This is a genomic window from Agrobacterium leguminum (genome assembly GCF_005144435.2).
GTDB lineage: Bacteria > Pseudomonadota > Alphaproteobacteria > Rhizobiales > Rhizobiaceae > Agrobacterium > Agrobacterium leguminum.
Genome location: NZ_CP120211.1, coordinates 1841444 through 1865197, shown reverse-complemented (window position 1 = coordinate 1865197; position 23754 = coordinate 1841444). Strand labels below are relative to the sequence as shown.

General features: G+C 55.6%; 19 protein-coding genes. 9 read left to right on the top strand and 10 right to left on the bottom strand.

Translation table 11 applies throughout. From position 1 onward, the window contains the following. Positions 1-172 precede the first annotated feature (172 nt). Positions 173-778 (top strand): hypothetical protein, encoded by a 606-nt coding sequence (locus CFBP4996_RS09160; protein WP_080851292.1) that lies wholly within the window; start codon positions 173-175, stop codon positions 776-778. 117 nt (positions 779-895) lie between these two features. Further along, positions 896-2359 carry a hypothetical protein gene (locus CFBP4996_RS09155; protein WP_080851295.1) on the top strand — a complete coding sequence of 488 codons (1464 nt, stop codon included), beginning with the start codon at positions 896-898 and terminating at the stop codon, positions 2357-2359. A 74-nt stretch (positions 2360-2433) separates the two neighbouring features. Here CFBP4996_RS09155 and CFBP4996_RS09150 read toward each other — a convergent pair whose 3' ends face one another. Then, positions 2434-3069: a recombinase family protein gene (locus tag CFBP4996_RS09150; RefSeq protein WP_080851297.1), complete on the bottom strand. Its 636-nt coding sequence runs from the start codon at positions 3067-3069 to the stop codon at positions 2434-2436. A 371-nt stretch (positions 3070-3440) separates the two neighbouring features. On the opposite strand from CFBP4996_RS09150, the gene CFBP4996_RS09145 reads away from it, so the two are divergent. Together CFBP4996_RS09145 and CFBP4996_RS09140 are read left to right on the top strand one after the other, a co-directional pair. After that, positions 3441-3746, top strand: coding sequence for a hypothetical protein (locus CFBP4996_RS09145; RefSeq protein WP_080851299.1), 306 nt, complete (start codon positions 3441-3443; stop codon positions 3744-3746). 81 nt (positions 3747-3827) lie between these two features. Then, positions 3828-5588: an AIPR family protein gene (locus CFBP4996_RS09140; protein WP_121490264.1), complete on the top strand. Its 1761-nt coding sequence runs from the start codon at positions 3828-3830 to the stop codon at positions 5586-5588. A gap of 254 nt (positions 5589-5842) precedes the next feature. Here CFBP4996_RS09140 and CFBP4996_RS09135 read toward each other — a convergent pair whose 3' ends face one another. From CFBP4996_RS09135 to CFBP4996_RS09125, 3 genes are all read right to left on the bottom strand, one after another. Beyond that, positions 5843-6637, bottom strand: coding sequence for a hypothetical protein (locus CFBP4996_RS09135; protein WP_080851304.1), 795 nt, complete (start codon positions 6635-6637; stop codon positions 5843-5845). Beyond that, the gene (locus CFBP4996_RS09130; RefSeq protein ID WP_137396240.1) at positions 6637-7869 is read right to left on the bottom strand and encodes a restriction endonuclease subunit S; all 1233 of its coding nucleotides are present in this window, start codon (positions 7867-7869) and stop codon (positions 6637-6639) included. Before CFBP4996_RS09130 ends, CFBP4996_RS09135 begins: the two co-directional genes overlap by 1 nt. A 176-nt stretch (positions 7870-8045) precedes the next feature. Beyond that, entirely contained in the window at positions 8046-10073 is a 2028-nt protein-coding gene (locus tag CFBP4996_RS09125; RefSeq protein ID WP_080851308.1) for a type I restriction-modification system subunit M, read from the bottom strand. Between the two features lie 557 nt (positions 10074-10630). Here CFBP4996_RS09125 and CFBP4996_RS09120 point away from each other — a divergent pair. After that, entirely contained in the window at positions 10631-11137 is a 507-nt protein-coding gene (locus CFBP4996_RS09120; protein WP_137396239.1) for a hypothetical protein, read from the top strand. A gap of 103 nt (positions 11138-11240) precedes the next feature. Here the strand turns inward: CFBP4996_RS09120 and CFBP4996_RS09115 are convergent, their stop codons facing one another. Both CFBP4996_RS09115 and CFBP4996_RS09110 read right to left on the bottom strand, forming a co-directional pair. Further along, complete coding sequence (locus CFBP4996_RS09115; protein ID WP_035261012.1) at positions 11241-11612, bottom strand: hypothetical protein; 372 nt, start codon at positions 11610-11612, stop codon at positions 11241-11243. Between the two features lie 210 nt (positions 11613-11822). Next, entirely contained in the window at positions 11823-12455 is a 633-nt protein-coding gene (locus CFBP4996_RS09110) for an outer membrane protein (RefSeq protein ID WP_080851311.1), read from the bottom strand. Between the two features lie 444 nt (positions 12456-12899). Here CFBP4996_RS09110 and CFBP4996_RS09105 point away from each other — a divergent pair, with 444 nt between their 5' ends. Together CFBP4996_RS09105 and CFBP4996_RS09100 are read left to right on the top strand one after the other, a co-directional pair. Beyond that, entirely contained in the window at positions 12900-13352 is a 453-nt protein-coding gene (locus CFBP4996_RS09105) for a hypothetical protein (protein WP_080851313.1), read from the top strand. Positions 13353-13563: 211 nt separating this feature from the next. Continuing rightward, a complete protein-coding gene (locus tag CFBP4996_RS09100; protein ID WP_003522823.1) occupies positions 13564-14124 on the top strand; it encodes a dual specificity protein phosphatase family protein in 561 nt (186 codons plus the stop codon). A 144-nt stretch (positions 14125-14268) separates the two neighbouring features. On the opposite strand, the gene CFBP4996_RS09095 is transcribed toward CFBP4996_RS09100, so the two are convergent. Continuing rightward, positions 14269-15516: an AGE family epimerase/isomerase gene (locus CFBP4996_RS09095; protein ID WP_080851315.1), complete on the bottom strand. Its 1248-nt coding sequence runs from the start codon at positions 15514-15516 to the stop codon at positions 14269-14271. 192 nt (positions 15517-15708) lie between these two features. On the opposite strand from CFBP4996_RS09095, the gene metH reads away from it, so the two are divergent. Beyond that, positions 15709-19482 (top strand): methionine synthase, encoded by a 3774-nt coding sequence (gene metH / locus CFBP4996_RS09090; protein WP_080851316.1) that lies wholly within the window; start codon positions 15709-15711, stop codon positions 19480-19482. An 88-nt stretch (positions 19483-19570) separates the two neighbouring features. Here the strand turns inward: metH and CFBP4996_RS09085 are convergent, their stop codons facing one another. The 3 genes from CFBP4996_RS09085 to CFBP4996_RS09075 all read right to left on the bottom strand — a co-directional run bounded on the left by CFBP4996_RS09085 (position 19571) and on the right by CFBP4996_RS09075 (position 22771). Next, positions 19571-20344 carry a hypothetical protein gene (locus CFBP4996_RS09085; protein ID WP_137396238.1) on the bottom strand — a complete coding sequence of 258 codons (774 nt, stop codon included), beginning with the start codon at positions 20342-20344 and terminating at the stop codon, positions 19571-19573. 240 nt (positions 20345-20584) lie between these two features. Further along, the gene (locus CFBP4996_RS09080; protein WP_080851319.1) at positions 20585-21916 is read right to left on the bottom strand and encodes an MFS transporter; all 1332 of its coding nucleotides are present in this window, start codon (positions 21914-21916) and stop codon (positions 20585-20587) included. 78 nt (positions 21917-21994) lie between these two features. Next, on the bottom strand, positions 21995-22771 hold the full coding sequence (locus tag CFBP4996_RS09075; RefSeq protein ID WP_080851321.1) for an AAA family ATPase: 777 nt from the start codon (positions 22769-22771) through the stop codon (positions 21995-21997). Between the two features lie 332 nt (positions 22772-23103). On the opposite strand from CFBP4996_RS09075, the gene CFBP4996_RS09070 reads away from it, so the two are divergent. Next, positions 23104-23748, top strand: coding sequence for a hypothetical protein (locus CFBP4996_RS09070; protein WP_080851323.1), 645 nt, complete (start codon positions 23104-23106; stop codon positions 23746-23748). Positions 23749-23754 lie beyond the last annotated feature (6 nt).

Genomic DNA, 23754 nt, shown 5'->3' with positions numbered 1-23754 from the left:
ACCACTCTTCGACCTTATATGGTCGGGGAGCCTGCGGCGTATGTCCAGGTTCTCCGAACTAAAGGCCGTGGGGCCGTCGCTGTACGGTTACTAACTCCCCGATCACCAGAGGATCGAAGGGCTATTCGCGGGGACGAACCGCGCCTACCGCCCTTTGTATGGGGCACAATTCATGTCAATATTGTTGATTGCCATCGCCTGCGTCGCAGGCATTATGTATTTTCGTTGGCGCGGTCCGGTTATGTATGAGGCTGCACGCAGCTACCTTTACCTTGAGGCGCTACGGGCTGGCGCGACCAACCATGAAGCCAATGACTGTGCTGCTGTTAAAGAGAAGGACGTCACCCACGTCATCGCACATCATGCCAAATTCCATCGGTGGAACGCCTACAGGAAGCAGGTGCTGGGAAGCCACATCTGGCCACAGATCGGTGAAGCATATCGAAGAGGCATGTCCCCGCCGCTCCTACCAGACACTCTTTGGCAGACTGTGTACAATTGGTCGCGCAAGGAAAAGTACCCTTTTCCACCGGTGCTGAGAGCCAAGCTTCTTGTCCGAGATGAGACACCATACGAAAGCTACTATTCGAACATATTGACGGCACTAGCTGCACAAACCGGGATGGATTTCAAACATCTGGCAGAGCTCGTGGGACGTATCGATGACGAAGGGTGCCGCAACGCGTTCAACGGCCAAGTCCCGGCAGCGGAGTGGGCAAACACTCTACACGACATATACATCCGTAGCGGCGCGCCGCTCGCAAAGGAAATTCTGTAGCAGACCTGCGTGGCACTATCATTCTACAACGGGCAGGCAACGCACGGGTGAGCAATTTGACCGAGGTGCGTCTATTTCCTAATAGGGTCCGCAAGAAAATATGCGTGGGCGCATCCTATGATTGAGACGGAAGACAACAGACAAACCGCAAGCGTGGCGGCGTCCAGACCGTTCGACGTGCATCGCTGGTCGGACTATCCTGAGTTAGCTGCGTGCCTTAGTCAGCTTGTGCGTGAATTGGAGAGCATTGAAGGCCGCGAACGTCAACGAGGCGATGACGATAGCAAACGGTTCCGCGAAGCTGTTCGTTGCCTCGTGCTGGATTTGTATGTCGCATGGAAAACCGACCCTGATCTACTTGTGGCAATACAACTCGGTAACAGCCATTACACGAAGACGACCAGATATCGGGCGCTCTTTCTGAGGTGGTCAAGCTTCAAAACTGCATACGACCTTTTGCTACAAGCCGGGTATATCGACGTGGTACTCGCGGGTTTCAACGATCCCCGAACTGGCGTTGGCCGCACTACGCGGATCAAGGCCACCGAAAAGCTGATTGAGCTTCTTACCAATGTTCGCCTTACAATACCGCGAATATTGACGCGAACCCAAGGGGTTGAGCCAATCATCCTGCGCGACAGCGATAGAAGACCTGTTGAGTACCATGACGATAATGCAACCCGCGAGATGCGGACGGCGCTAGAGAGCGTGAATGCCCACCTTCAGCGCCAATGGATTGACCTCCGAATCACAGATCGAGAACTAGAACGGCTACAAAGCCGTATGATGCTAGATTATATACAAGGTGATCGCGAGCGCGGCGTCGTTGACCTGACACGCAGGACGTTGAACCGCATTTTCAACAATGGTGATTGGCAGCAGGGCGGACGCTTCTATGGAGGCTGGTGGCAGAGCGTGCCCAAGGGGTACAGACGCCATATTACCATCAATGATAAACGAACAAGCGAGGTCGATTACTCGACACTGCATCCGGCCCTACTGTATGCTGAGGTAGGACAAAGGCTTGAAGGCGACGCATACAGCATCGGTTCACAAGCCGTACCGCGATCGTTGATTAAGACAACCTTTAACAAGATGCTCAACGCTACCGGCCGCATCAATCCACCTGACCAGTTCTTGGAGCACCACGCGGGTCTGAACTGGCAACAGTTGCAGGATGCCATCGCGGAGCGTCATGCACCAATACGGCAGTATTTTAAAACCGGTTACGGCCTTAAATTGCAGCGCCTTGATAGCGACCTTGCCCAAGAGGTGATGTTGCGCTTTATAAAGCGCGGCTACACCTGCCTTCCCGTACATGACAGTTTCATTGTGCATCATGCGGTTGCCGATGACTTACAGGACACCATGCTAGATGTGTTCAGGCAGAAAACTGGCCAATCAATAACCGTAAGGGAACTGAGCGGTCACGAGCCCGAACTGGAATCCGATTACAAGGGTGGATTACAGCCAATGGAACTGGCTGATCATGCCTTTTTCGAAGCAGTGGGTGAATACGCTGGTTACGAGCAAAGAAGACTTGATTGGTTATCTGATCCAAACCTAGGCGGATCGGCCTAAGGCCTCCGTCCGCCATTACTAGTGCAAATAAGACTGCATCAAATTTTGTTGATACATATGAATAACTTAACCAATCAAAGCCCCCACTTTGCGAGAGCGGCCTCAGCCCCGGCCTGATCGCTCTTGATCCTGAGCACGGTCTGTCTGGTCAATCCGGTTGCCTTGGAAATCTCGGAAGCGCCATTGCCGATAGCCAGCATGTCCACGACCTGTCCGAACGCCTTCCGGTCATAGCTCGGCTTCTTGCCCCGGTAGCGTCCGCCATCGCCCTTGCTTGCCTCGATACCGGCCCGCTGAGCGGCTTTCGTGGCTTCGGCTTGAGCTTGCGCTGTCGCGGCCATGAACGCAATCAGCGCGTCCCTGACGGCCTGCTGAATCGGGTCGGCTGTCGCGCCGTCGAAAGTCATGCCATTGATGACGGTTTTCACGATCACCCCTTGCCGCATGAAGTGCCGTATGGCGTCGGTCACGTCCTCGTAGTTGCGACCGAGCCTATCGACCCAGCGGACAACCAGCACGTCACCGTGGCGCAGCTTATCGTACAGTCTCTTGCCTTCCGGCCGTTCTGCAAGCTTGGTGCTTACGCCTGACACGCCATGGTCGGCAATGACCTCGTCAATGACAAAGCCTGCTTGCTCGGCGTGTGTCCGCTGGTGGTCAAGCGTTTGGTCTATGGTTGATACGCGGGCATAGAGCACCGTCTTTGACATGGCCCATTCCTTTATCCGTTAAGGTCGCGTCCGTTAAAAAGCATGTACGTTGAACCAAGTCAACCCTTACGTACAGTCTTTCGTACATCATTTCAGATGTACGTTACGGTATACCTCTGCGGACAAGCCCCCATACCTCCACTTATACCTCCTTTGTTGAAGGAGAGGCGGGAGAGTTAAGTTGTGTAGGGAACAGTGGCTATGCCCCGGCATCAGTGAACAAGTGACGCCCCGTGGGGGAAATGCCTGTACGGAATAGCTTAAATGCCCCCTCGTAAAAATTTCTGGTTTTCGCAGGTCAACACAATGTACGACTGTATGATCTCTTGTTTGCCCTCGTTAGGGACGTACCGCAGGGAGGCCCATACTCAATGACTGACATTATGACTGGTTTTCAAAACCAGGTGTGGCGAATACAAAAAATGGACGGCTATACCGTCGTATCCGAAGAATTTCTTCCTTGGAGCAAGGCCTCTGAAGAGGACATACTGCGACTACTGGAAGATAGAGCCAAGAAGGAGCTGACGCCGAGAGAAATCCGTGATGCGCCACAGTTGTTTCAGGCTAAAGACATGACTGGAAACGGAAAGCGCCTCATCTATACAGCGGGAGAAAACCCACATCACGTCGCAAGCCTTTGGCGTCTGGATGAGCTAGATGCGGGTACATCGGTCTGAAGGAGAGACTAACAGAACTCTCTCAAGCCGGAACCTCCAGCCGCTCTCCCGATCATTGCACAGCCCATGTGGAACATATTGATGTACGATCTCATACAGGCGCAGATTTCTACCGAGTATTTCCAGCAGCGTTTCCCTAACGACGGTCAGCGGTTCGTCGCATGGTACCTTCGAAACATTCTCTTCCGAGACATGAATGAAACCCGTGACGACATTACCGATGGCGCAGACGACAAGCAGATAGACGCTCTTATCGTTGATGACGACAAGCAACTAATACGCATCGTGCAGGGTAAATTCATCAGCGGTGGCAGTGTCGATGCCGAACCGTTGCGTGAAGTCTTATCGTCATGGATGCAAATTAAAGACCTTGCACGACTTCAAAATGTCGCCAATCAAAAGCTGGCTAGGAAGCTTCCGGAACTGGCAGCGGCTCTTGAGGAAGACTACGAGGTATCTTTCGAGCTGATAACTACGGGAACGCTGACTACGGCCGCCCAACACGATCTAGCGGCTTTTCAAGACGAACTGGCAAAACTCAGTGAGAATGAGGCGTTCGACGCAACCATTCACGTTATTGACGGCGACGAACTCAGGCGGCGCTACGACTACGCCATCGAAGCTGACAATCCGAGCATAAACTACAAGCTTCCCCTCGCTGGCGTTAAGCACATGTATCACGAGATCGCTGGTACGCCTGTCTTGATAGCAGCTGTACCACTCAAAGAATGCGTGAAGCTCCCTGGTATCAAGGACGGCACCCTGTTTCAGAAGAACGTGCGTCAGAGCCTTGGATCAAGCAATGCTGTCAATAAGGGCATCAGGAGCTCAATACTGGGCGACAAGCGTAGCGACTTCTTTTTCTTCCACAACGGCGTTACCGCTCTATGCAACAAGATGGCACTAGAAGGCGACACACTTTCACTCTGGGGCTTGAGCATTGTTAACGGCTGTCAGTCCCTAAATACAATCCTATCGTGCAGCGAGACCGTAAAGAAAGTCGATGACGCCTTCATCCTTTTTCGGTTCTACGAGATACCTCAGCGCGACAGAGCCGACAAAATCTCAATCTACACCAACTCGCAGAGCGCGGTAAAAGCCCGAGACCTGCGAAGCAATGACAAACGGGTGCTGGCCATAAAGAAAGCCTACGAGCTTAGGTATCCTAGCGGCTACTTCATCACGAAACGCGGTGAGGCCGCTCCAGCAGATAAGAACAAAAGCCATGTTATAGAGTTGTCGTCCTTCGCGAAAAACCTCGTTGCATGGCAGACGCTGCGACCCAATTTGTCGTACGGGGAAAGCAAAATATTCGACAAGTATTTTGAAACGCTTTTTAGAAACAAGGACTGCCCACCAGAGACAGTATATGCTCTCAACGCATGGATGAACGAAGTGCAGGCTACATGGGTGCCTGACAATCCCCTCAGCTTGAATGAAACCCTATTGGCGATGAAAGCCTACGCCCCGTATCACCACCTGTACGCAGTCGCCATGATCTTCGCGATTTCGAGCAACCAGTCTGATCGAGTACCTAACACAGCCAAAGCACTTGAACTTGCACAGCAATCGAACATGACTGAGGAAATCGTTCGCATCGCCGGAACGTGCTTGAACATGGCACTAGAAGCGGCCGCGAATGAACCCCAACCCGCCAATCGCGTGTTCAGCCCACAGAACTGGGTCAAGTCGAAGGCCTGCTTGGCGGGTATCAATGGTGCCGTACGCAACTACCTCAACATGTTACGAGGGTTTCCGGGTGGGGCTGAAATGAAGAAAAGGATTGATGCAGCCACTGTGCTGCCTTCCGAGGCTTTCGAATATCGCCTGTCCGCCGATTGAACTCGAATCGCACATGCTACTTGCCTTCCTTCCAGCGTAGTGGGGACAAGAACACAAAAGGGAGACATCGTGTCTCCCTAGCCACTGGCCGGACTCAAGTAAGTCAAGGCTTTAAGCGGATGGTGGACGCTCTCTCATTGCCGCCAAAGCGGCTCAACGATGGCCTTCAACAGCAATCTCGCCCTCCCTGCCTCCATGTGCCTTTTGACATGCCGAAAGTCCGTCATCGCAGCGAGGCGTTTTCCTCTGCACGCTCAATTGATGCTTCGCAGGAAACATGTCACAATTTTGTAAGCGGGTTCAAAGCAAGCAAGCACCTGCTCGTCTGGGTCAACTTCGCCATGCAATAGAGCGTTTCTCATTGCATAGAGTGTCTCGACCAAGCCAGCCAAAAGTTCTTCCGGTGCACACTGAAATTGCATGGTCGAAACCTGTAACTGAGGCCCACTCCCTTGTACGAGATCGACCATGGGGCGCGGGTTGCAGCCGTCATAAAACTCTCTCAGCCGTAGCTGCTGTACGCTCGACAAGTTCGCTATAAACCCTTGTTCGGCATAGACCGTCGCAGGGTCATAGCGTTCCTGAACGAATTGAAACCTGACGTTGCCAGTGCTTAATGACACCACAGTGATTTCAATATGCCCACCTGCTATCTTCCTGGCGGTAAAGCGCTGCCCATTTCGCTCTACTTGCTCTTGCTGCAGATGTTTCGGAGCAATGCAAACCTCCCGGAGTGATACGCGCTCAACACTGCCCTTGGGCGAGACCTCCCACTGGATAGCATCAAGCCTTAACTGGAGGTCACAAATCGCTTGCTTTAGCCTTTCGGCTTCGGCAGTGGCGTTGTTGTTTTGGAGTAGAGGCAGGACCCGTCGCCGCAGGCGGCTGTTGTTGTTTCTAATAGCGAAATTGAGCATGTCGCGCTCTTTCGAATGCCCACTGGCGTGTCGATACCAAGCGTTGAACGCGGCCCAGGCCTTTACGAAAGGCCCGATGTAATCGATCTCCGCCCGTTCGAGCCATTCTTGAGCATGGGGTGGGAGCGCCATCAGTGTGCCCCCTTTGTTGCGTCGAGAAAGGCTATCGCGGCCGTTTCAGTGTCTTCAATGGCGATTTCGACGGAGCGCTTTGCGGCTTCAAGAAGATCCCGGGCCCGCCTCCCCTGATTGAAGGCCGACATGACAGCGTCGCGAACGTCTGTCTGTACACGATCGGGAGCGTCCCAGAATACGATCTTGGCGATATCGCTCGGATAGAGTTCAATTTGTCCTGACGACCCTTTGATATGACGCTCAATTTGCAATTGACCAAGGATACTGTTCAAAAACACAGCGAGGTAGATCGGATCCACACGCGACGAACGAAGCACGGTCACATGATTATCGGGCAAGGCCTTCTGCTCATGTAGATATGCAGCTGCTCTTCCTATTGTACCAACGCCTGTTCCATTAACTAGAACATCGCCCTTTTCGATGATCACGGTTGAGCCAGCCTCAGTAGCCAAGCGGTTGTCATCGTCAAGTACAACCCTGTTTGTACGTACGTGCTTTGAATTGACGACAGGCAGACCCTCGTCGGCATAATTCGGCTGTCGTCCACGACTGTTAACATCGAGAATTGCACTTAGTTCTATTGCCCTGCCAGTCGCCGAAAGTCGCTGTTCGACCTCTGAGAACAAGGGGCGGAAATACTGTGCATCCCAGCGCCCGACCGCGAAGGCGTCGCTAGCACGTGCCGTGTAGCTGAGTGGCTCAGGCGGCGTCCAGTCCCCCAGCCCCAAGGCAGCTAGAAGAGTGTCTTCTGCAGTCTTCAATTTTTCTGTAGCCGCGAGCCGTTCCACGTGAGCTAGATCGAATGCACTTCTGAGCCGGTTCTGGAGGTCCAGGCTCAAAACAGGAAGGAGTATCTCTTTCACCTCTTCTGGGTTAACGTTGGTTTGATTGATTGACTGCCGTGAACGGCGTCTGACCTCTTGTTGGCCGTACTTGCAGCTTAAAAACGCGGTGAGATACTCTGGCAGTATAGAAGCTTCATTTGTACAAAATCGGACTAGATACGATGCAAAAATCGCTCTTTGTCCTTCGTTACCTTTATACAAGCCGGTCCGACCGACCCATTGATAAGAATTTGTGCGATTAAACAGTACATCCCGATCGTTAAGGCCAAACTGGGCAATCTCCTTTTCCGAGACTTGAGCAGACTTCATAATGCTGTAGTCGCAGAGCATGTCGTGCATCTCGTTCATGCGATAGATTGGGACCCCATTGCCATCCTCGTTCATGACAATGGAAATCCCGTACTGTGAATTGGTTAAGTGGGCTCCAATGGGCTCGTAATTCAAGTTTGGATTGCGATGAGGTTCTTTCGTCCAGAAATCGCTATCTACGCGCCAGTCTTTGTTTACTAAGACGTTTTGATAGGTGTTGATGGAGGCTTCTAGCCCCTCCAACCGTGCGCTTAGATGCTCACTGTCGAAGGGGCGAGGCGAAAAAAACTTAATTGCTCCTGCGCAGCGAATTCCTGGAAGGCTTCGGCTATGCCGTCGTGTGTCAGCCCATCATGATTGTAGAGGTCGTGTGCGACGATGAAGTGCCCGTGCATGTCTCGCATCAAGGTACCGTCATCACGGGTCACATAGACCTTCTCGCCCGAGTTGTTGACGCTTTCCACCTGCTGCGTGGCAAAGAAGATATTGTAGTCGTCTACCTTGGGGCACAGCGGCCCTGCAGCGGGATCGTCGTTCCACTTCTGCACAAACAAGACACTCGTCTTGGTACCCGTGTGGGGCTTAAAGGTGTTCGGGTGCAGGCCAACGACGGCAAGGATGCGGCATCGGTCCATGATGAACTCGCGTACCCGCTGGTCGGAAGAGTTGTTGAACCGGCCCTGTGGCAGCACAACGGCCATACGTCCGCCGGGCTTCAGAAAGTCGAGATTACGCTCGATGAACAGCAAGTCGCGACCAACTGCGCTTTCCAGTTTGCCCGTTTTTTTATGGGCCAGGTCATAGGGTGACAACATATCCGATTGCTTGATGTCGCCCGCGAAGGGCGGATTGGCCATCAGCACGTCATAGCCGAACAACCGGTAGTCCATTCGCCGAGGATCGGCACGCAACTTGCGTAGGCGTCGCCAACCGTCGCCGTAGGTGTCGGCCCAATCGTCTTGCTTCACCGTCTCGTCCCACTTGGTCCAGTCAAGTGTATTGAGGTGCAGCACATTAGTTTCGCCATCCCCTGCGATCAGATTGAGGCAGCGCGACACGCGAACCGACTTTTCATCGAAGTCGATTGCGAACACCTTGTTGCGCACATAGTCTTCGCAGCGTGGTGGTTTCTGATCCATCGTAAACAGATGGCTTTCTTCTAGTCCCATGTCCGCAATGATCTTGCGCCAGACATGGAACATCGCATGCACCGTGAAGCCTGCCGAACCGCAAGCGGTGTCGATAACCGTTTCGTACTCCTGTGGGTTGAGCATCTTCACGCACATGTCAATCACCCAACGAGGGGTGAAGTATTGCCCCTTCTCGCCCTTCGACGACTTGTTAACGAGGTACTCAAAGGCGTCGTCGATTACGTCCAGGTTGGAGTTGAATAGTTTCCATTCTTCGAGCGACCCAACGCAGACTTGAAGATGGTCCGGGGACAACCGAATGCGCTCATCTTCGAGGAAAACCCCAGGCCACTTCCGCTTGGCTTCATCGAACAAATCCTGGATTGCACGCTTTAGCTGTGCCGAGGTGTTGGTATTGCGGAAGCGCAGGTAAGGGTGCTGGCCACGATGAGTAGCCATTTCATCATAAAGCTTCGTGAATATCAGCTTGAATACTTCTTCAAAGACATCGACGCCCGCATTCGCCAGCACCTCGTTTTCCATGTCCACGATCAACTCACGTAGCGACCGTGCTTTTGACCCTTCGCGTTCCCGTTCGTCTTCCTTGTCAATAAGGGTCTGGATAGTCCACGGTTGATCAACGATATCTTCAATGGTTTGACTGGAGCGCGGCAGATGGTGAATTGGGACAAAGTAGTTCGGGTTCTTCCGATGCCATACTTCAGCTAGGATACCGTTGCTCCACACTGCCAAGGGCGCACCAGTCGCGTGAGTATAGGAACGCAACTGCTCTTTGCCGTCCCTCAGTTTGCCCTGTTTCACTTCAATGATGATGTACGGAACTGTTGGGCGATCGGCGTCAAAGACGACGATATCGGCCCGCTTGGAGCTGTCGCGCCCGAAGGTAATAGGATACTCAACCTGAATGCGTGATGGTGAATAGCCATATTGATCAATTAGTCGAGCGAGCCAAAGCTGGCGGGTCCGCTCCTCCGGCTTAAGTTGCACGATCTGATTGCGAACAAGGCATTTGACGTAAGTTGTCGACTTGCCTCTGACCTCGCGTTCTTCGCTGCGGCTGTCTAGTGCTTTGTGCTCGTCCTCTGAGAAAAGGACGAACTCGCTAAATTCATTGGTGATTTTGTTCATACTTGCTCACTCGACATTCTGGTAGTGCTTCGGCCGACGCCTCTTGCTCGTTGTGTAGCCAGCTTTCCCTATCCAGATAAAGAGCGGTGATGAAAATTATTGCTGCATCCTTCTATACCTATTGCTCGGCCGTGAGGATTTGGAGGCGGTTAACCTGTCTTCTCGACACGTTCCCGTGTTACCGTACACACGCAGCTCATATAGAAAGCTAGTGCACAAAAGTGGGACATTGTGTCTCACTACCTGCCTGAGAAAGACATTTGTATTCAACGCCTTAGATTTGGGGAAATGCCTCACGTAGGCGGCACCATTTCAAACTTCCTTATCTACTGGTGTGCCGATTTTGGCCTCGGAGTTCAGCTCGGCACGGCAGCATGAATAGGCGTCCCTATTGAAGGTTTTGCCGAACTATGTGATGCAGAACACAAAAGGGGGACATCGTGTCCCCTTAGCCATCCCTGAAAGCCCGGTTTCTAAGGCTTTTAAGCGGTGGTGGGCGCTCCCTCCGGGCCCACCATCGCTCCTTAACCGGGTCATGAAAAGGGGTGGCTTCAAAAATGAACGCTAGTGATTGGGTAGCAGTTTATGCCGCGATTGTAGCAACAGGCGCGCTGGCATTGGAAATCAGACGCTGGTTTGAGAGCGGCCCCAAAATCTCTGTGCGTGCCAATCCTGATATGACATTGATTGGCCAAGGCGGAGTAGAGCAGACTAACTTGCTTGTGGTAAACGCTGTGAACCGTGGCGATGCTCCTACTACGATTACCCATTTTTGTTTACTGGAGTACCCCAATATCTGGGCGAAATGGCGCAACAAAGCGAGCCAAACGTTTGTGGTTCTGCATCCTCAAATGCCTGGAAATCCACCGATAATTCCTACGATGCTCGGATCCGGACAAGAATGGACGGGGATGGCGCATCCTCGCGAAGACGTAACTGGCGATATTCGAACAGGGAAAATGTGGGCCGCAATTTATACCACGAGCCGAGGTAGGCCATATACTGCGCGAGTCCCCAAACGAACGTCTCAACCTAACGCCTTAAAGGCTGCTGAGAAAATATAGCAGCACATTGTGTCTAAGGGGTATATGTTTTGCCGGGCAAACGTCGACTGCATAGCGCGCCGGTTCATTTCGCCCGGCGCCCTTGTCTGTTGCGGCTATACGGTCAGTTACAAACCCGCATACTTTCCGTATGCCAGCCGCCGTCATAGGAATTAGGAACGCGGCGGTCTTCGAACCAGCAGCGGGGGCGGGGAGGCGGTGGCGGCTCGTAGTAGCGCGGGCCGTTATTGCTGTTGGCGATGGCGCCGCCGATCAGCCCGCCGATGACGCCTGCAGCGAGGCCGCCGGCAATCGCTGCGCCGTCATTGTGGCGGCGGTGTTCGCGATAGGGCGGCGGGGGTGGGCCGCCGCGGTCGTAGCCACGGTCATAGCGCGGGCGATAGGGATAGTCCTGCGCGGCAGCGGTGCCATAGGATGCAAAAATGCTGCCGGTGGCGACCAGCGCGGCAATAGTGGAAAGAATTATCTTTTTCATCGGGGCTACTCCATAAGCCTGCTTCGGGAGATAGAGGCTCATTATGCCCGGATCATGGCACGGGACGGGTGAACGGCCTGTGAATATTCCATTTCTGCACAGTTCATATTTTTCTGATTTCAGAATGTAAGAATTCAAGCCGGTTGAGGCTTTCAGTAACGGAAAAGCCCGGCGGAAGGCCGGGCTTTTGTCGAAATCGATTGGTCGCGATCAGAACTTCACGCCGAGACCGACCTTCACAGTGTGCTGGTCGACATCGGTGTTGATGCCGAAGATGTCCTTGTCGCTATAGTCGTTGTAGCGATATTCCAGCCTGCCGAACACATTGTCGGTGAAGGCATAGTCCAGACCCGCGCCAACGGTGTAGCCGTTGAAGGTGGTGCTGTCCTTGCCGGCGCCGGGCGTTTCGATGAAGCCGCGTGTCGCGGTCCAGCCGGCGGTGGCATAGAGCAGGGCATGGTCGAAGGCATAACCGATGCGGCCGCGAACGGAGCCCTGCCAGTCGGTGCCGATTTCGGTGCCCGCATAGTCATTGTCGTTCCAGTTATAATCGACATCGCCTTCGATGCCGAGGACCAGATTATTGTCGAACTGGTAATTGTAACCCACGAAAGCGCCCAGAATGCCGCCGTCGAAATTATCCGAGGCGACTGGGCCGCCCGCCGAAAAATCGCCATTCGCCCAGCCCGCGCCGCCTTGAATACCAAGATAGGGGCCAGACCAGGTAAAGACCGGCAGGGTTTCCTGCGCGACCGGAGGTGCGGGCGTTTCGTAGACGGCATCCGCGGCCATTGCGGTGCTGGCCGACAGGGCCAGGAGTGACGTTACGATCAGCGTTTTCATCGTTTTTCTCCCTGAGCTGACTGACATCCATAGCATAGATTAGCTGCTTTTAATATGGGTCGGGGTTCGGCGGTTCCAAGAGGCGCTCGTGTCCTCCCGGCTTTGCGGGCCGTCTTGCCCCGGATCGCGGCTTTTTATCGCCCCGCCATGCTGTTCTGATGCGGCGAACGTCTTTGGCCGTGTTTGGTTCCCTTCGCCGTTTCGTCAAAAGTCCGGCAGGGCGCCCGGCCGACGTCACGCTTGGTTGTCTTGACAGCGCAGGGCGCGACCATAGAGTTGTGGTAGACTATGGCGGTGCCGATGCTTTTCGCTGCATTGCCGGCGGCATAAGTTGCGGTTGAGACTACACCGTTGCGACCTCCCGGTGAGGGGGATCGTTGCGGGCGGAAAGGGCATGGGAGGATGAAATCGCATGAGGTTTTATTTTAGCGGAGGAGGGGCGACGTGATTGTCGGAGCCGTTCTCAGCGCCATTCTTCTTCTCACCCTCATTGCATTTCCACGGCATCTCAAATCCGTCGTCATCTGCCTGTTGCTGATCTGGACGGCCACCGCCGCCTTTGTGATTTATGACTGGTGGCGCGGCAACCAGCGGCTCGACCATATCGTCGCAAGCGCCGGATTCGATGCGGCCTGCCCGGATGCGGCATTGCCGATCCGCGTCAGCTTCCGCAACGACAATAATGTCGCCCTACAGCGACTGACCTATACGCTCGAAGGGTTCGAACCGGCCTTCCGTGCCTCCGTTTCCTTCGATCCCTATCAGGTGAGCGAAAGACGGATCGAGGCCGGGGAGACTTTCTCGGCCTGCCGGGCGTTCCGGATGCGCAACAATGAAAGGGTGGAGCCGCAACGGCTGGAATGGCGCGTCACCGTCATTTCCGCGGAATTCGACTGAGCGGTTCGTGTGGCTGTCGGTTATCACGGCATTTTGAAAATTTTCGCGCCGGTGAGCGGCGGCCGGAAAATCCCTGCATCACAGCGGTTTCGGGCGGATGGGTGAATTCCCATCGTCCGTAACGGAACCGGCTGGGGCAGTCGCTGACTTGTTTTCGTCCATTTGCGATGCCATCTCCCTCTCCATTCGATGAATGTCGCGGGTTGATGTTTTGCGTATTGTTCTGAAGTTTCTGAAAATAACCGCCATCGGCCTTGTCGCTCTGCCGGTTCTGGCGGGTGCGCATATGGGCATCGGCCAGCTCACCGGAAATTTTCATGAAGTCATTCCCGGAGAGCTTTATCGTTCGGCCCAGCCGAGCGGCAAGGACATCGCGGCCTATGCCAAGGCTTATGGCATCAAGACGATCATCAACCTGCGCGATGAAAAGCGCGAAGGCTGGTACGATGCCGAAAGTCTTGCGGCCAAGAACAACGGCATCCGGCTTGTCGATTATCCGCTGAGTTCAAGCGAAAAGGTCTCGGTGGAAGATTCGGAAACGCTGGCGGCCGTGCTGCGCAATGCGGAAAAACCGATCCTCATTCATTGCGAACATGGCGCGAACCGCACCGGGCTCGCCTCCGCCATCTATGTGGCCGCCGTGGCCGGCAAGAGCGAGGCGGCTGCTGAGTTTCAGCTTTCGCCCTATTACGGGCATGTGCCGATCCCGGGTATCGGGCGCTATGAAATGTACCAGTCCTGGGACGATTTCGAGGAAACCATCGGGTTTTGAGACGCCGCCAGACATCGTCACCCCGGACTTGATCCGGGGTCCAGTGCGATCAAGTCATTGATCGCGAAAGGCTCTTTCACGGCGCAGACGCGCCGTGGCTGGATGCCGGCTCAAGGCCGGCATGACGGACGGTTGCGCAGCGCCTCAATAATCCCCGCCGCTTTCCCTGATCACCTTCGTCAGGCTTCCCGTCGCCGGGAAAAGCGGGATGAGGCAGGCCTGAAGCGCGTGGTAGATATCGCCCTTGCCGGGGAACAGCGTGTGGGCGGGAACCAGACCTTCCGTCAGCTCCTCGTGCCAGCCGCCATTCTCATGGTCGATGAAATTGTTGGCGATGGTGCTCCAGATGCGGCGATAGCTGTCTTCATAGAAGTTGTCCGCCGGCAGGTTCTCGTTGAGGAAGTGGGCGGCGCCCGCCGCCTCGGACATGGGCCACCAGAGCTTCGCCCGCTTGTCGGGATTGTCGTTCCAGTCGAGCGTATAAAAGAAGCCGCCCTTTTCCCGGTCCCAGCCGAGCGCCATGGATTGCACGAAGAGCGATTTCGCCGCCACCGGCATCCAGTCGTGGCGGCGCTCCCCCAGCACCCATAATTGCAGGATGAGGCGCGCCCATTCCAGCCAGTGGCCGGGGGTGGAGCCGGAAGGGCGGAACATTTCGTTGCCGCGATACTCCTTGTCGAGTGTCCAGTTCTCGTCGAAATGCTCCGGCACGCGGAAATCCAGCTCGCCGGCGCGGCGGCGAATGACGAGATCGGCGATGCGCTCCGCCTTGCTGAGGTAACTATTGTCGCCGGTGACCTCATAGGCCGCCATCAGCGCTTCGGTCAGGTGCATGTTGGAGTTCTGGCCGCGGTAATTCTCGATGGGCGACCAGTCGCGATGGAATTCCTCGGCGATGGCGCCGTGTTTTTCTTCCCAGAAGCGGGTTTCCAGAACCTCGGTAACATCGGCCAGCATCCGGTCAGCCAGCGGGTGGCCGACGGTCTTGGCGGAAGAGGCGGCGAGAAGCACGAAGGCATGGCCGTAACCCTGCTTGGTGGCGTCCACTGGGCCGGCATCGTTCACCTGCCAGAAATAACCGCCATGTTCGCCATCGCGGTGCCTGTTCCAGAGATAGGTCATGCCGTGATCGACGATATCGCCGCAGCCCGGGCGGCCAAGCAGGTGGCCGATGGAGAAGCAATGGACCATGCGGGCGGATGCGTGAATGCCGCGCACGGGGTCGTTTGGCTGCAGCGGCGCGCCTTTGGCATCGAGATCGAAGAAGCCGCCGGCAGGGTTGAGGGCACGATACTGGAAGAAATCGAAAAGTCCCTCGGCCTGTTTTACCAGCCATTGGCGATGCCAGGGCAGGGTGTTCCAGTTGCGGCTGTTGTGATCGTCCTCGGGCATTCTCGTCCTCCGTGCGGTTTGCTGCTTCGGCTTATATCCTTGCCGTATAAACCTGTCATCTGTCAGCGATATTTCGTAACGTGCTGCAACTGCGCAAAGCCATGCCTGTCTCTTGAAGATATATTGACATAAACATATCTTTATGTGACTTGACGGCTTGCGATCTTGCAAATCGAAATGAGGAGTGTGCCCGTGTTTGACGATCTGTTCGGCCCTGAAGGGGCAAAGCGTGACGGCGCAGAAATTTTCAAGGCGTTGCGCGAAGCCGCCAGCGAACGCATCCTCATTCTCGACGGCGCCATGGGCACGCAGATCCAGGGGCTGGGTTTTGACGAAGACCATTTTCGTGGCGATCGTTTTATCGGCTGTGCCTGTCACCAGAAGGGCAATAACGACCTTCTGATCCTGACCCAGCCGGACGCTATCGAGGATATCCATTACCGCTACGCCATGGCGGGCGCGGATATTCTCGAAACCAACACGTTTTCGTCGACGCGTATCGCGCAGGCCGATTACGAGATGGAAAATGCCGTCTACGACCTCAACCGCGAGGGTGCCGCAATTGTCCGCCGCGCCGCCCAGCGCGCCGAGCGCGAAGATGGCCGCCGCCGTTTCGTGGCCGGCGCCATCGGCCCGACCAACCGCACGGCCTCCATTTCGCCTGACGTCAACAATCCCGGTTTTCGCGCCGTCAGCTTCGACGATCTGCGCATCGCCTATGGCGAGCAGATTGATGGCCTGATCGATGGCGGCGCCGACATCATCCTCATCGAGACGATTTTCGATACGCTGAACGCCAAGGCGGCGATCTTCGCCTGCGAGGAGCGTTTCGAGGCAAAGGGCATCCGCCTGCCGGTGATGATCTCCGGTACGATCACTGACCTTTCCGGCCGCACGCTTTCCGGCCAGACGCCTTCGGCCTTCTGGAACTCGGTGCGCCATGCCAATCCCTTTACCATCGGCCTGAACTGCGCGCTGGGTGCCGACGCCATGCGTCCGCATCTTCAGGAACTGTCTGACGTGGCCGACACCTTCGTCTGCGCCTATCCGAATGCCGGCCTGCCGAATGAATTCGGCCAATATGACGAAACGCCCGAGATGATGGCGCGTCAGGTTCAGGGCTTTGTCCGCGACGGTCTCGTCAACATCGTCGGCGGCTGCTGCGGTTCGACGCCGGAGCATATCCGGGCGATTGCGGAGGCTGTCAAAGGCTACAAGCCGCGCGAAATTCCCGAGCACAAGCCCTTCATGTCGCTTTCGGGCCTCGAGCCTTTCGTGCTGACGAAGGACATTCCGTTCGTCAATGTCGGCGAACGCACCAACGTCACCGGCTCGGCCCGCTTCCGCAAGCTCATCACCGCCGGTGACTATACGGCGGCTCTGGCTGTCGCCCGCGACCAGGTGGAAAACGGTGCGCAGATCATCGACATCAACATGGATGAGGGTCTGATCGATTCCGAAAAGGCGATGGTGGAGTTCCTGAACCTCATCGCCGCCGAGCCGGATATCGCCCGCGTGCCTGTGATGATCGACTCATCCAAGTTCGAGATCATCGAGGCCGGCCTGAAATGCGTTCAGGGCAAATCGGTCGTCAATTCGATTTCGCTGAAGGAAGGCGAGGAGAAGTTTCTCCAGCAGGCGCGGCTCGTCCATAATTACGGCGCGGCGGTCGTGGTCATGGCCTTCGATGAGGTCGGGCAGGCTGACACCTATGAGCGCAAGGTCGAGATCTGCTCGCGCGCCTACAAGCTCTTGACCGAAAAGGCGGGCCTGTCGCCGGAAGACATCATCTTCGATCCCAACGTCTTTGCCGTTGCGACCGGTATCGAGGAACACAATAATTACGGCGTGGATTTCATCCAGGCCACCAGAACCATCCGCGAGACCATGCCGCTGACGCATATTTCCGGCGGTGTTTCCAACCTGTCCTTCTCCTTCCGCGGCAATGAGCCGGTGCGTGAGGCGATGCATGCCGTGTTCCTTTACCACGCCATTCAGGTCGGCATGGATATGGGCATCGTCAATGCCGGTCAGCTTGCGGTTTACGACAATATCGATCCAGAACTGCGTGAGGCCTGCGAGGACGTGGTGCTGAACCGTCGCGACGATGCGACCGAGCGTTTGCTGGAGGTCGCGGAGCGCTTCCGTGGCACGGGCGCCAAAGATACCAAGGTTCAGGATCTTTCCTGGCGCGAACTGCCCGTCGAGAAGCGGCTGGAACATGCGCTGGTCAACGGCATTACCGAATATATCGAAGCCGATACGGAAGAGGCGCGCCAGCAGGCTGCCCGTCCGCTGCACGTCATCGAAGGGCCGCTGATGGCCGGCATGAATGTGGTCGGCGATCTCTTCGGCTCGGGTAAGATGTTCCTGCCGCAGGTGGTGAAATCCGCCCGCGTGATGAAGCAGGCGGTTGCCGTGCTGCTTCCTTACATGGAAGAGGAAAAACGCCTGAATGGCGGGTCCGAGCGCAGTGCCGCCGGCAAGGTGCTGATGGCCACCGTGAAGGGCGATGTGCACGATATCGGCAAGAACATTGTCGGTGTCGTTCTCGCCTGCAACAACTACGAGATCATCGATCTCGGCGTCATGGTGCCGACGACGAAAATTCTTGAGACGGCGATTGCGGAAAAGGTGGATGTGATCGGCCTTTCCGGCCTTATCACCCCGTCGCTGGACGAGATGGTGCATGTGGCGGCCGAAATGGAGCGGCAGGGTTTCGATATTCCACTCCTGATCGGCGGCGCGACGACGAGCCGCGTTCATACGGCGGTGAAAATCCATCCGCGTTACGAGGCGGGACAGGCAATCTATGTCACCGACGCCTCGCGCGCGGTGGGTGTCGTGTCAGCGCTTCTTTCCGAAGAGCAGAAGCCCGCTTATATCGATGGCATCCGCGCCGAATATGCCAAGGTGGCGGAGGCGCACGCCCGCAATGAGCGCGAAAAGCAGCGCCTGCCGCTTTCCCGCGCCCGCGAGAATGCGCATAAGATCGACTGGTCGGCCTATAGCGCCGTCAAGCCGCAATTCTTTGGCACGAGGGTGTTCGAGACTTACGATCTTGAAGAGCTTTCCCGCTACATCGACTGGACGCCGTTCTTCCAGACCTGGGAATTGAAGGGTCGTTTCCCGGCCATTCTCGATGACGAAAAGCAGGGCGAGGCGGCGCGGCAGCTCTACAGCGATGCGCAGGCGATGCTGAAGAAGATCATCGAGGAAAACTGGTTCCGTCCGCGGGCGGTGATCGGCTTCTGGCCTGCCAACGCCGTGGGTGACGATATCAGGCTGTTTACCGATGAAAACCGCGGCGAAGAGCTTGCGACCTTCTTCACGCTGCGCCAGCAGCTTTCCAAGCGCGACGGTCGCCCGAATGTGGCGCTGTCCGATTTCGTCGCGCCTGTCGATAGCGGCGTTGCCGATTATGTCGGCGGTTTCGTGGTGACAGCGGGCATTGAGGAAGTGGCGATTGCCGAACGCTTCGAGCGGGCCAATGACGATTATTCGTCCATTCTCGTCAAGGCGCTGGCCGACCGTTTCGCGGAAGCCTTTGCCGAGCGCATGCATGAGCGGGTGCGCAAGGAGTTCTGGGGTTATGCACCGGACGAGGCTCTTGCCGGCGAGGAGTTGATTGGCGAAGCCTATGCCGGCATTCGCCCCGCACCCGGCTATCCGGCCCAGCCCGATCATACCGAAAAGAAGACGCTGTTCGCCCTGCTCGACGCCACCAATGCGGCGGGCGTGGAACTGACCGAGAGCTACGCTATGTGGCCTGGCTCCTCCGTCTCCGGCCTCTATATCGGCCATCCCGAGAGCTATTATTTCGGCGTCGCCAAGGTGGAGCGCGATCAGGTTCTCGATTATGCGCGCCGTAAGGATATGCCGGTGGAAGAGGTGGAGCGCTGGCTCGGTCCTGTCCTCAACTACGTGCCGACGAACGGTGCTGAGGAAATCGACAGCGCGGCGTGAGGTTTTGGCCGATCAACAGCAACAATATGTCGCAACTAAAAAGCGCGGGTCATTCCCGCGTTTTTTGCATTTTTATCTGCTTATGACCTTAGAGGATAGACAAGGAGCGCCAGAAATTACTCTGAGGAACGCAAGCCGATTTGGGTGACTCCAGCAATCGCTCTGGATTCGCAACAAGGTCGAAGCGCAGTCGACGCGGAGACCAATTATATACTTTCACACCACCCCTTTGAGTTACGATTAGAAGCCCGTGGAAATACCAGTTGTGGTAATCTCTATATCCCGACAAAGTTGTGTAAAAAGCGAGGCCCCTCAGTTCGGCAAATGATCTTAGCGGCGCATCGTCATTCTCGGTATGCGCTGCAATACAGAAGGCTTGCTGACCGGCGAGATATTGCGCCTGCGCGGCAGCGGCAACCCCGGCGACCAAGGACCAAAGCCCTGCGGCCGCAGCAATGATCAAGAACAGCCAGCCGCATTTAGAGGATGGTTGCGTCGACCTGCGCGCCGTAAACAAAATTGATGCCGGGACTGCAAGGCTTAGCGTGAAACCGTGAAACAAAACCATGTAGGTGCCTCCGCCCGAAAGCGACGCAGCGAAAAGACTGAGCAGCATACCTGCGCTTCCGGCGAGCATCGCCAAAGCGACAGCCAGATACCTATGCATTCTCCACGGGAAAAAAATTAGAAATAGGACGGTAAAAAACGGTATAAAAGGCGCTGCTGTAATAGATGTAGATATTATGAAATAATTTATTTCGCCTTTCTCTAAAAAATAAAGTGAATAAAATAACGTTCTAAATTTAGTAAAGCCCAATGCGATCAAAATAGTAAGGAAAATCGCTGTTCGTTGATGATTCAATTTATGCTCTAGATAATATTTAATTCTTTAAAATAAATCGTAAGATAATCTTTATATGATTTACACGATCGCAGATAGGTCTTCGCATTTAATTTTTTTTAAAGCACAGCTTGCTGGAGTAATTGGCTGGACTGGTTATCGTTGCGCTCAGACTCCGGCATGTATACTTGATTGTTGTCGCTCGTTGTCGCTCGTTGTCCCTCGGCGCGAGGCCGAGGGCGGTATTCATATTCATTGTTTTTATGACCTCAACGCCGCCAGTTCCTCGATGCCGACATGGCTCTCCACCTCGCTGCCGCGCAGATAGAGATAGAGGCCGATCGCGAAGGCGAGGACGGCGATGAAGACCAGATACCAGGCATGGGCCATGGGGTTGATGGCAAGTGCGGTCGTCACGCCAATCGGCGTCAGCCCACCGAAGACGGCATAGGAGACGTTATATGCGAAGGAGAGGCCGGAGAAGCGCACCGAGGCCGGGAAGGCGCGGACCATGACATAGGGCACCGCACCCGCCATGCCGACCGACAGGCCCATGACGCCGTAAAGCACAAACATGGTTTGAAGCGATGTGCCGGCATAGCTGTAGAAGGTGAAGGTGGCGATGCCGAAGAAGATGCTGGCCCCCATGAAGAAGATGCCGGAGCCGACGCGGTCGATCAGCGCGCCGGCGATGATGACGCCGAAGATCAGGAACAGCGTGCCGAAGCTGGTGCCGGCCAGCGCCTGTGTCGGGGTATAACCGTAAAGCTTCTGCAGGAAGGTGGCCGTCATCAGCGTCGTGACGACGATGGCGGCCGAGAGAACCCAGGTCAGCAGGGCGGAAATGACCACGCCGCGTATATGGTGCTTGAGCACCAGCCCGAGCGGCAGCTTGTCCGTCAGCGATTTCGACTTCTTCATCTCGGTGAAGATTGGCGTTTCTTCCAGCCAGCGGCGCAGATAGACGGCGATCAGGCCGAAAATGCCGCCGAGCAGGAAGGGAATGCGCCAGGCGTAACCGGCCACGTCTTCCGGTGTGAAGAGCGAGTTGATGGCGAAAGCGATTAGCGAACCCAGCATGATGCCGAAGGAAAGGCCCGATGTGAGGAAACCGCAGGCGAGGCCGACGCGGCGGAAGGGCACGTGTTCGGCAACGAAGGTCCAGGCGCCCGGTACTTCACCACCGATGGCCGCGCCCTGCAGCATGCGCAGGATGATGAGCAGGATGGGGGCAGCCACGCCGATGGTGGCATAGGTCGGCATCAGCGCCATGCCCAGCGTCGAGAGCGCCATCAGCAGGATGGAGAAGGCGAAGACCCGTTTGCGGCCGTAACGGTCGCCATAGTGCGCCAGCACTATGCCGCCCAGCGGCCGCACCAGATAACCGGCGGCGAAGATGCCGAAAGTCTGGATCATCACCAGCCAGTCCGGCATTTCCGGCGGGAAGAACAGATGGCCGATGACGGTGGCGAAAAATACGAAAATGATGAAATCGTAAAATTCCAGCGCGCCGCCGAGGGCCGAAAGGCCAAGAGTTCTGTAATCCTGACCGTTGAGGGGCCGGGCTGCCGCCGGTGTGGTGGTGGGAGACATAAGGCTGCTTCTTTTCTAAATTACGTATTACTTATGGGCATGCGGCAAGCGCGGCGCGATTTCAAGCCTAATCGACGTTCAATCGCTCAGGTATTTCGAGGGGCGATCAAGAAAGCGGCGCAGGAAACTGATGTTTTCCAGCTCGTCATAGAGGCGCTCGGTGATGCCGTCCGCGTCGAAATGATATATGGTCGCCTCGGGAATGGCCAAAAGCACCGGCGAATGGGTGGCGATGATCAATTGCCCGCCACTATCGGCGGCGTCGCGGATAAGGGCTGCCAGCTCGAGCTGCTTTTGCGGCGAAAGCGGGCTTTCCGGTTCGTCGAGAAAATAGAGGCCGGCGCCATGCAGCCGCTGTTGCATGATATCGAGAAATCCTTCGCCATGCGAACGCCGGTCGATGACATTGTTCCTGACGATCCTGGGAAACGTATCCGGGGTTTCTTCCGGAAAGTCTTCGCCCTTCTTGAGCGCCTTTTCCCGCTCCCAGCGAAAATCGTCCAGCGCGTCCTCGTTCTGCCGGCGGATATAACCAAGCACGTCTTCCGCGCGCATGAACATGCGGATTTTCGGATATTTCTTGCGGGCGAAATAGAAGGACTTCGCCACGGTCTCGGCATGCTGAAGGTAGAGGTCGCCGGCAACCTGGCCGTGATTGCCGATGGCATAGGCCGTCATTCCCGCCGCCAGCCCTTCCAGCAGCGTCGATTTGCCGGAGCCGTTATTGCCGGCAAAAAAGGTGATCGGCGTCTTGAATTCGAGGCGTTCCAGATGGCGCAGCGCCGGAACGGAGAAGGGATATCCTTTCTCTCCATCCGGGGTTTCCTTCATAGTTACGCTATCGAGAAACAGCATGTCGCGTTCCTTGCATCTAATCCGTCATGTTCGCCGACGTTGCGCTCTGTCGCATCATCGCGGCGTTATACTCAAAGCAATTGCGTGTGATTGCGGTTTAACGTGGGGCGCTGTTCGCGCCAATGGTTTGCAGCGTCGGCGGATATACGTCATGCCGCATCGTTCGAAGTTCATTTTATTATAATTTAGCACAGTTCATTCTTGTAATAAATCGATCAATATTAGATATATGCAATATATATCTTAAATTTAAGATGTTATCCTAAGTATAAACTTCAAATTAATTCAGTAATGCCAGTTGTTGTCATTCTCGTTGTTGTTGGAGAGAGTGAATGAAGCATATTGCGCTTTTTTCGGTCGGGTTTCTATTTTCCGCGATATTCGTGAGCGAAGCTGAGGCGCGGAAGTCCCGGTTTTTTGCCATCCCCGGATTCGGCGGCGGCGAGACAATCGATCTCGTTTACGATCTGCCGGATAACGAGCCTTTTCTTCGCGACGGGGAAGCATTCGACATCGGTTATCTCAACAGCGGGGATAGGAGCGGTTATGTGCTGTATCGTGGCGAGCGGTACAGCAGGCTCAGCGATGCGGATATCGCCAGGCTGAAGGCGACGCTTGGTTTTGATCCAACGACAAAAGACCGCATGGAGCGGGCGGCGAGGGGCAGCGACGCGCCCTGGAACCTCGTCATTATCATAGCGGTCGCAATTGTTGGTATCTTTGTGCTTGTTCACAAGGGCATGCAGCTAGTGCGATGGATTTCGCGATTGGCGACGATCTCCGCAGTTGCGGGAAGTAAGCGGCAAGAGGAGGAGGACACCCCCGACCCGCTGGAGGTCCGCAAGAAACAGCTGGTAAACCGTCAATGGAGCGATAGCCAGACGGATCACGCGGCGCGTATCCCGGTAGCATCGCCGGCCCATGCGTCTGCCCGAGGAACCACTGCGGTCCGGACATTCGGACGCAGGAGCGCCTGAGCGGTG

Excerpts from the sequence above, each read along its gene's own strand:
- CFBP4996_RS09160 (WP_080851292.1), top strand. The coding sequence starts at position 173 with ATGTCAATATTGTTGATTGCCATCGCCTGCGTCGCAGGCATTATGTAT.
- CFBP4996_RS09155 (WP_080851295.1), top strand. The coding sequence starts at position 896 with ATGATTGAGACGGAAGACAACAGACAAACCGCAAGCGTGGCGGCGTCC.
- CFBP4996_RS09150 (WP_080851297.1), bottom strand. The coding sequence starts at position 3,069 with ATGTCAAAGACGGTGCTCTATGCCCGCGTATCAACCATAGACCAAACG.
- CFBP4996_RS09145 (WP_080851299.1), top strand. The coding sequence starts at position 3,441 with ATGACTGACATTATGACTGGTTTTCAAAACCAGGTGTGGCGAATACAA.
- CFBP4996_RS09140 (WP_121490264.1), top strand. The coding sequence starts at position 3,828 with ATGTACGATCTCATACAGGCGCAGATTTCTACCGAGTATTTCCAGCAG.
- CFBP4996_RS09135 (WP_080851304.1), bottom strand. The coding sequence starts at position 6,637 with ATGGCGCTCCCACCCCATGCTCAAGAATGGCTCGAACGGGCGGAGATC.
- CFBP4996_RS09130 (WP_137396240.1), bottom strand. The coding sequence starts at position 7,869 with ATGAACGAGGATGGCAATGGGGTCCCAATCTATCGCATGAACGAGATG.
- CFBP4996_RS09125 (WP_080851308.1), bottom strand. The coding sequence starts at position 10,073 with ATGAACAAAATCACCAATGAATTTAGCGAGTTCGTCCTTTTCTCAGAG.
- CFBP4996_RS09120 (WP_137396239.1), top strand. The coding sequence starts at position 10,631 with ATGAACGCTAGTGATTGGGTAGCAGTTTATGCCGCGATTGTAGCAACA.
- CFBP4996_RS09115 (WP_035261012.1), bottom strand. The coding sequence starts at position 11,612 with ATGAAAAAGATAATTCTTTCCACTATTGCCGCGCTGGTCGCCACCGGC.
- CFBP4996_RS09110 (WP_080851311.1), bottom strand. The coding sequence starts at position 12,455 with ATGAAAACGCTGATCGTAACGTCACTCCTGGCCCTGTCGGCCAGCACC.
- CFBP4996_RS09095 (WP_080851315.1), bottom strand. The coding sequence starts at position 15,516 with ATGCCCGAGGACGATCACAACAGCCGCAACTGGAACACCCTGCCCTGG.
- CFBP4996_RS09080 (WP_080851319.1), bottom strand. The coding sequence starts at position 21,916 with ATGTCTCCCACCACCACACCGGCGGCAGCCCGGCCCCTCAACGGTCAG.
- CFBP4996_RS09075 (WP_080851321.1), bottom strand. The coding sequence starts at position 22,771 with ATGCTGTTTCTCGATAGCGTAACTATGAAGGAAACCCCGGATGGAGAG.
- CFBP4996_RS09070 (WP_080851323.1), top strand. The coding sequence starts at position 23,104 with ATGAAGCATATTGCGCTTTTTTCGGTCGGGTTTCTATTTTCCGCGATA.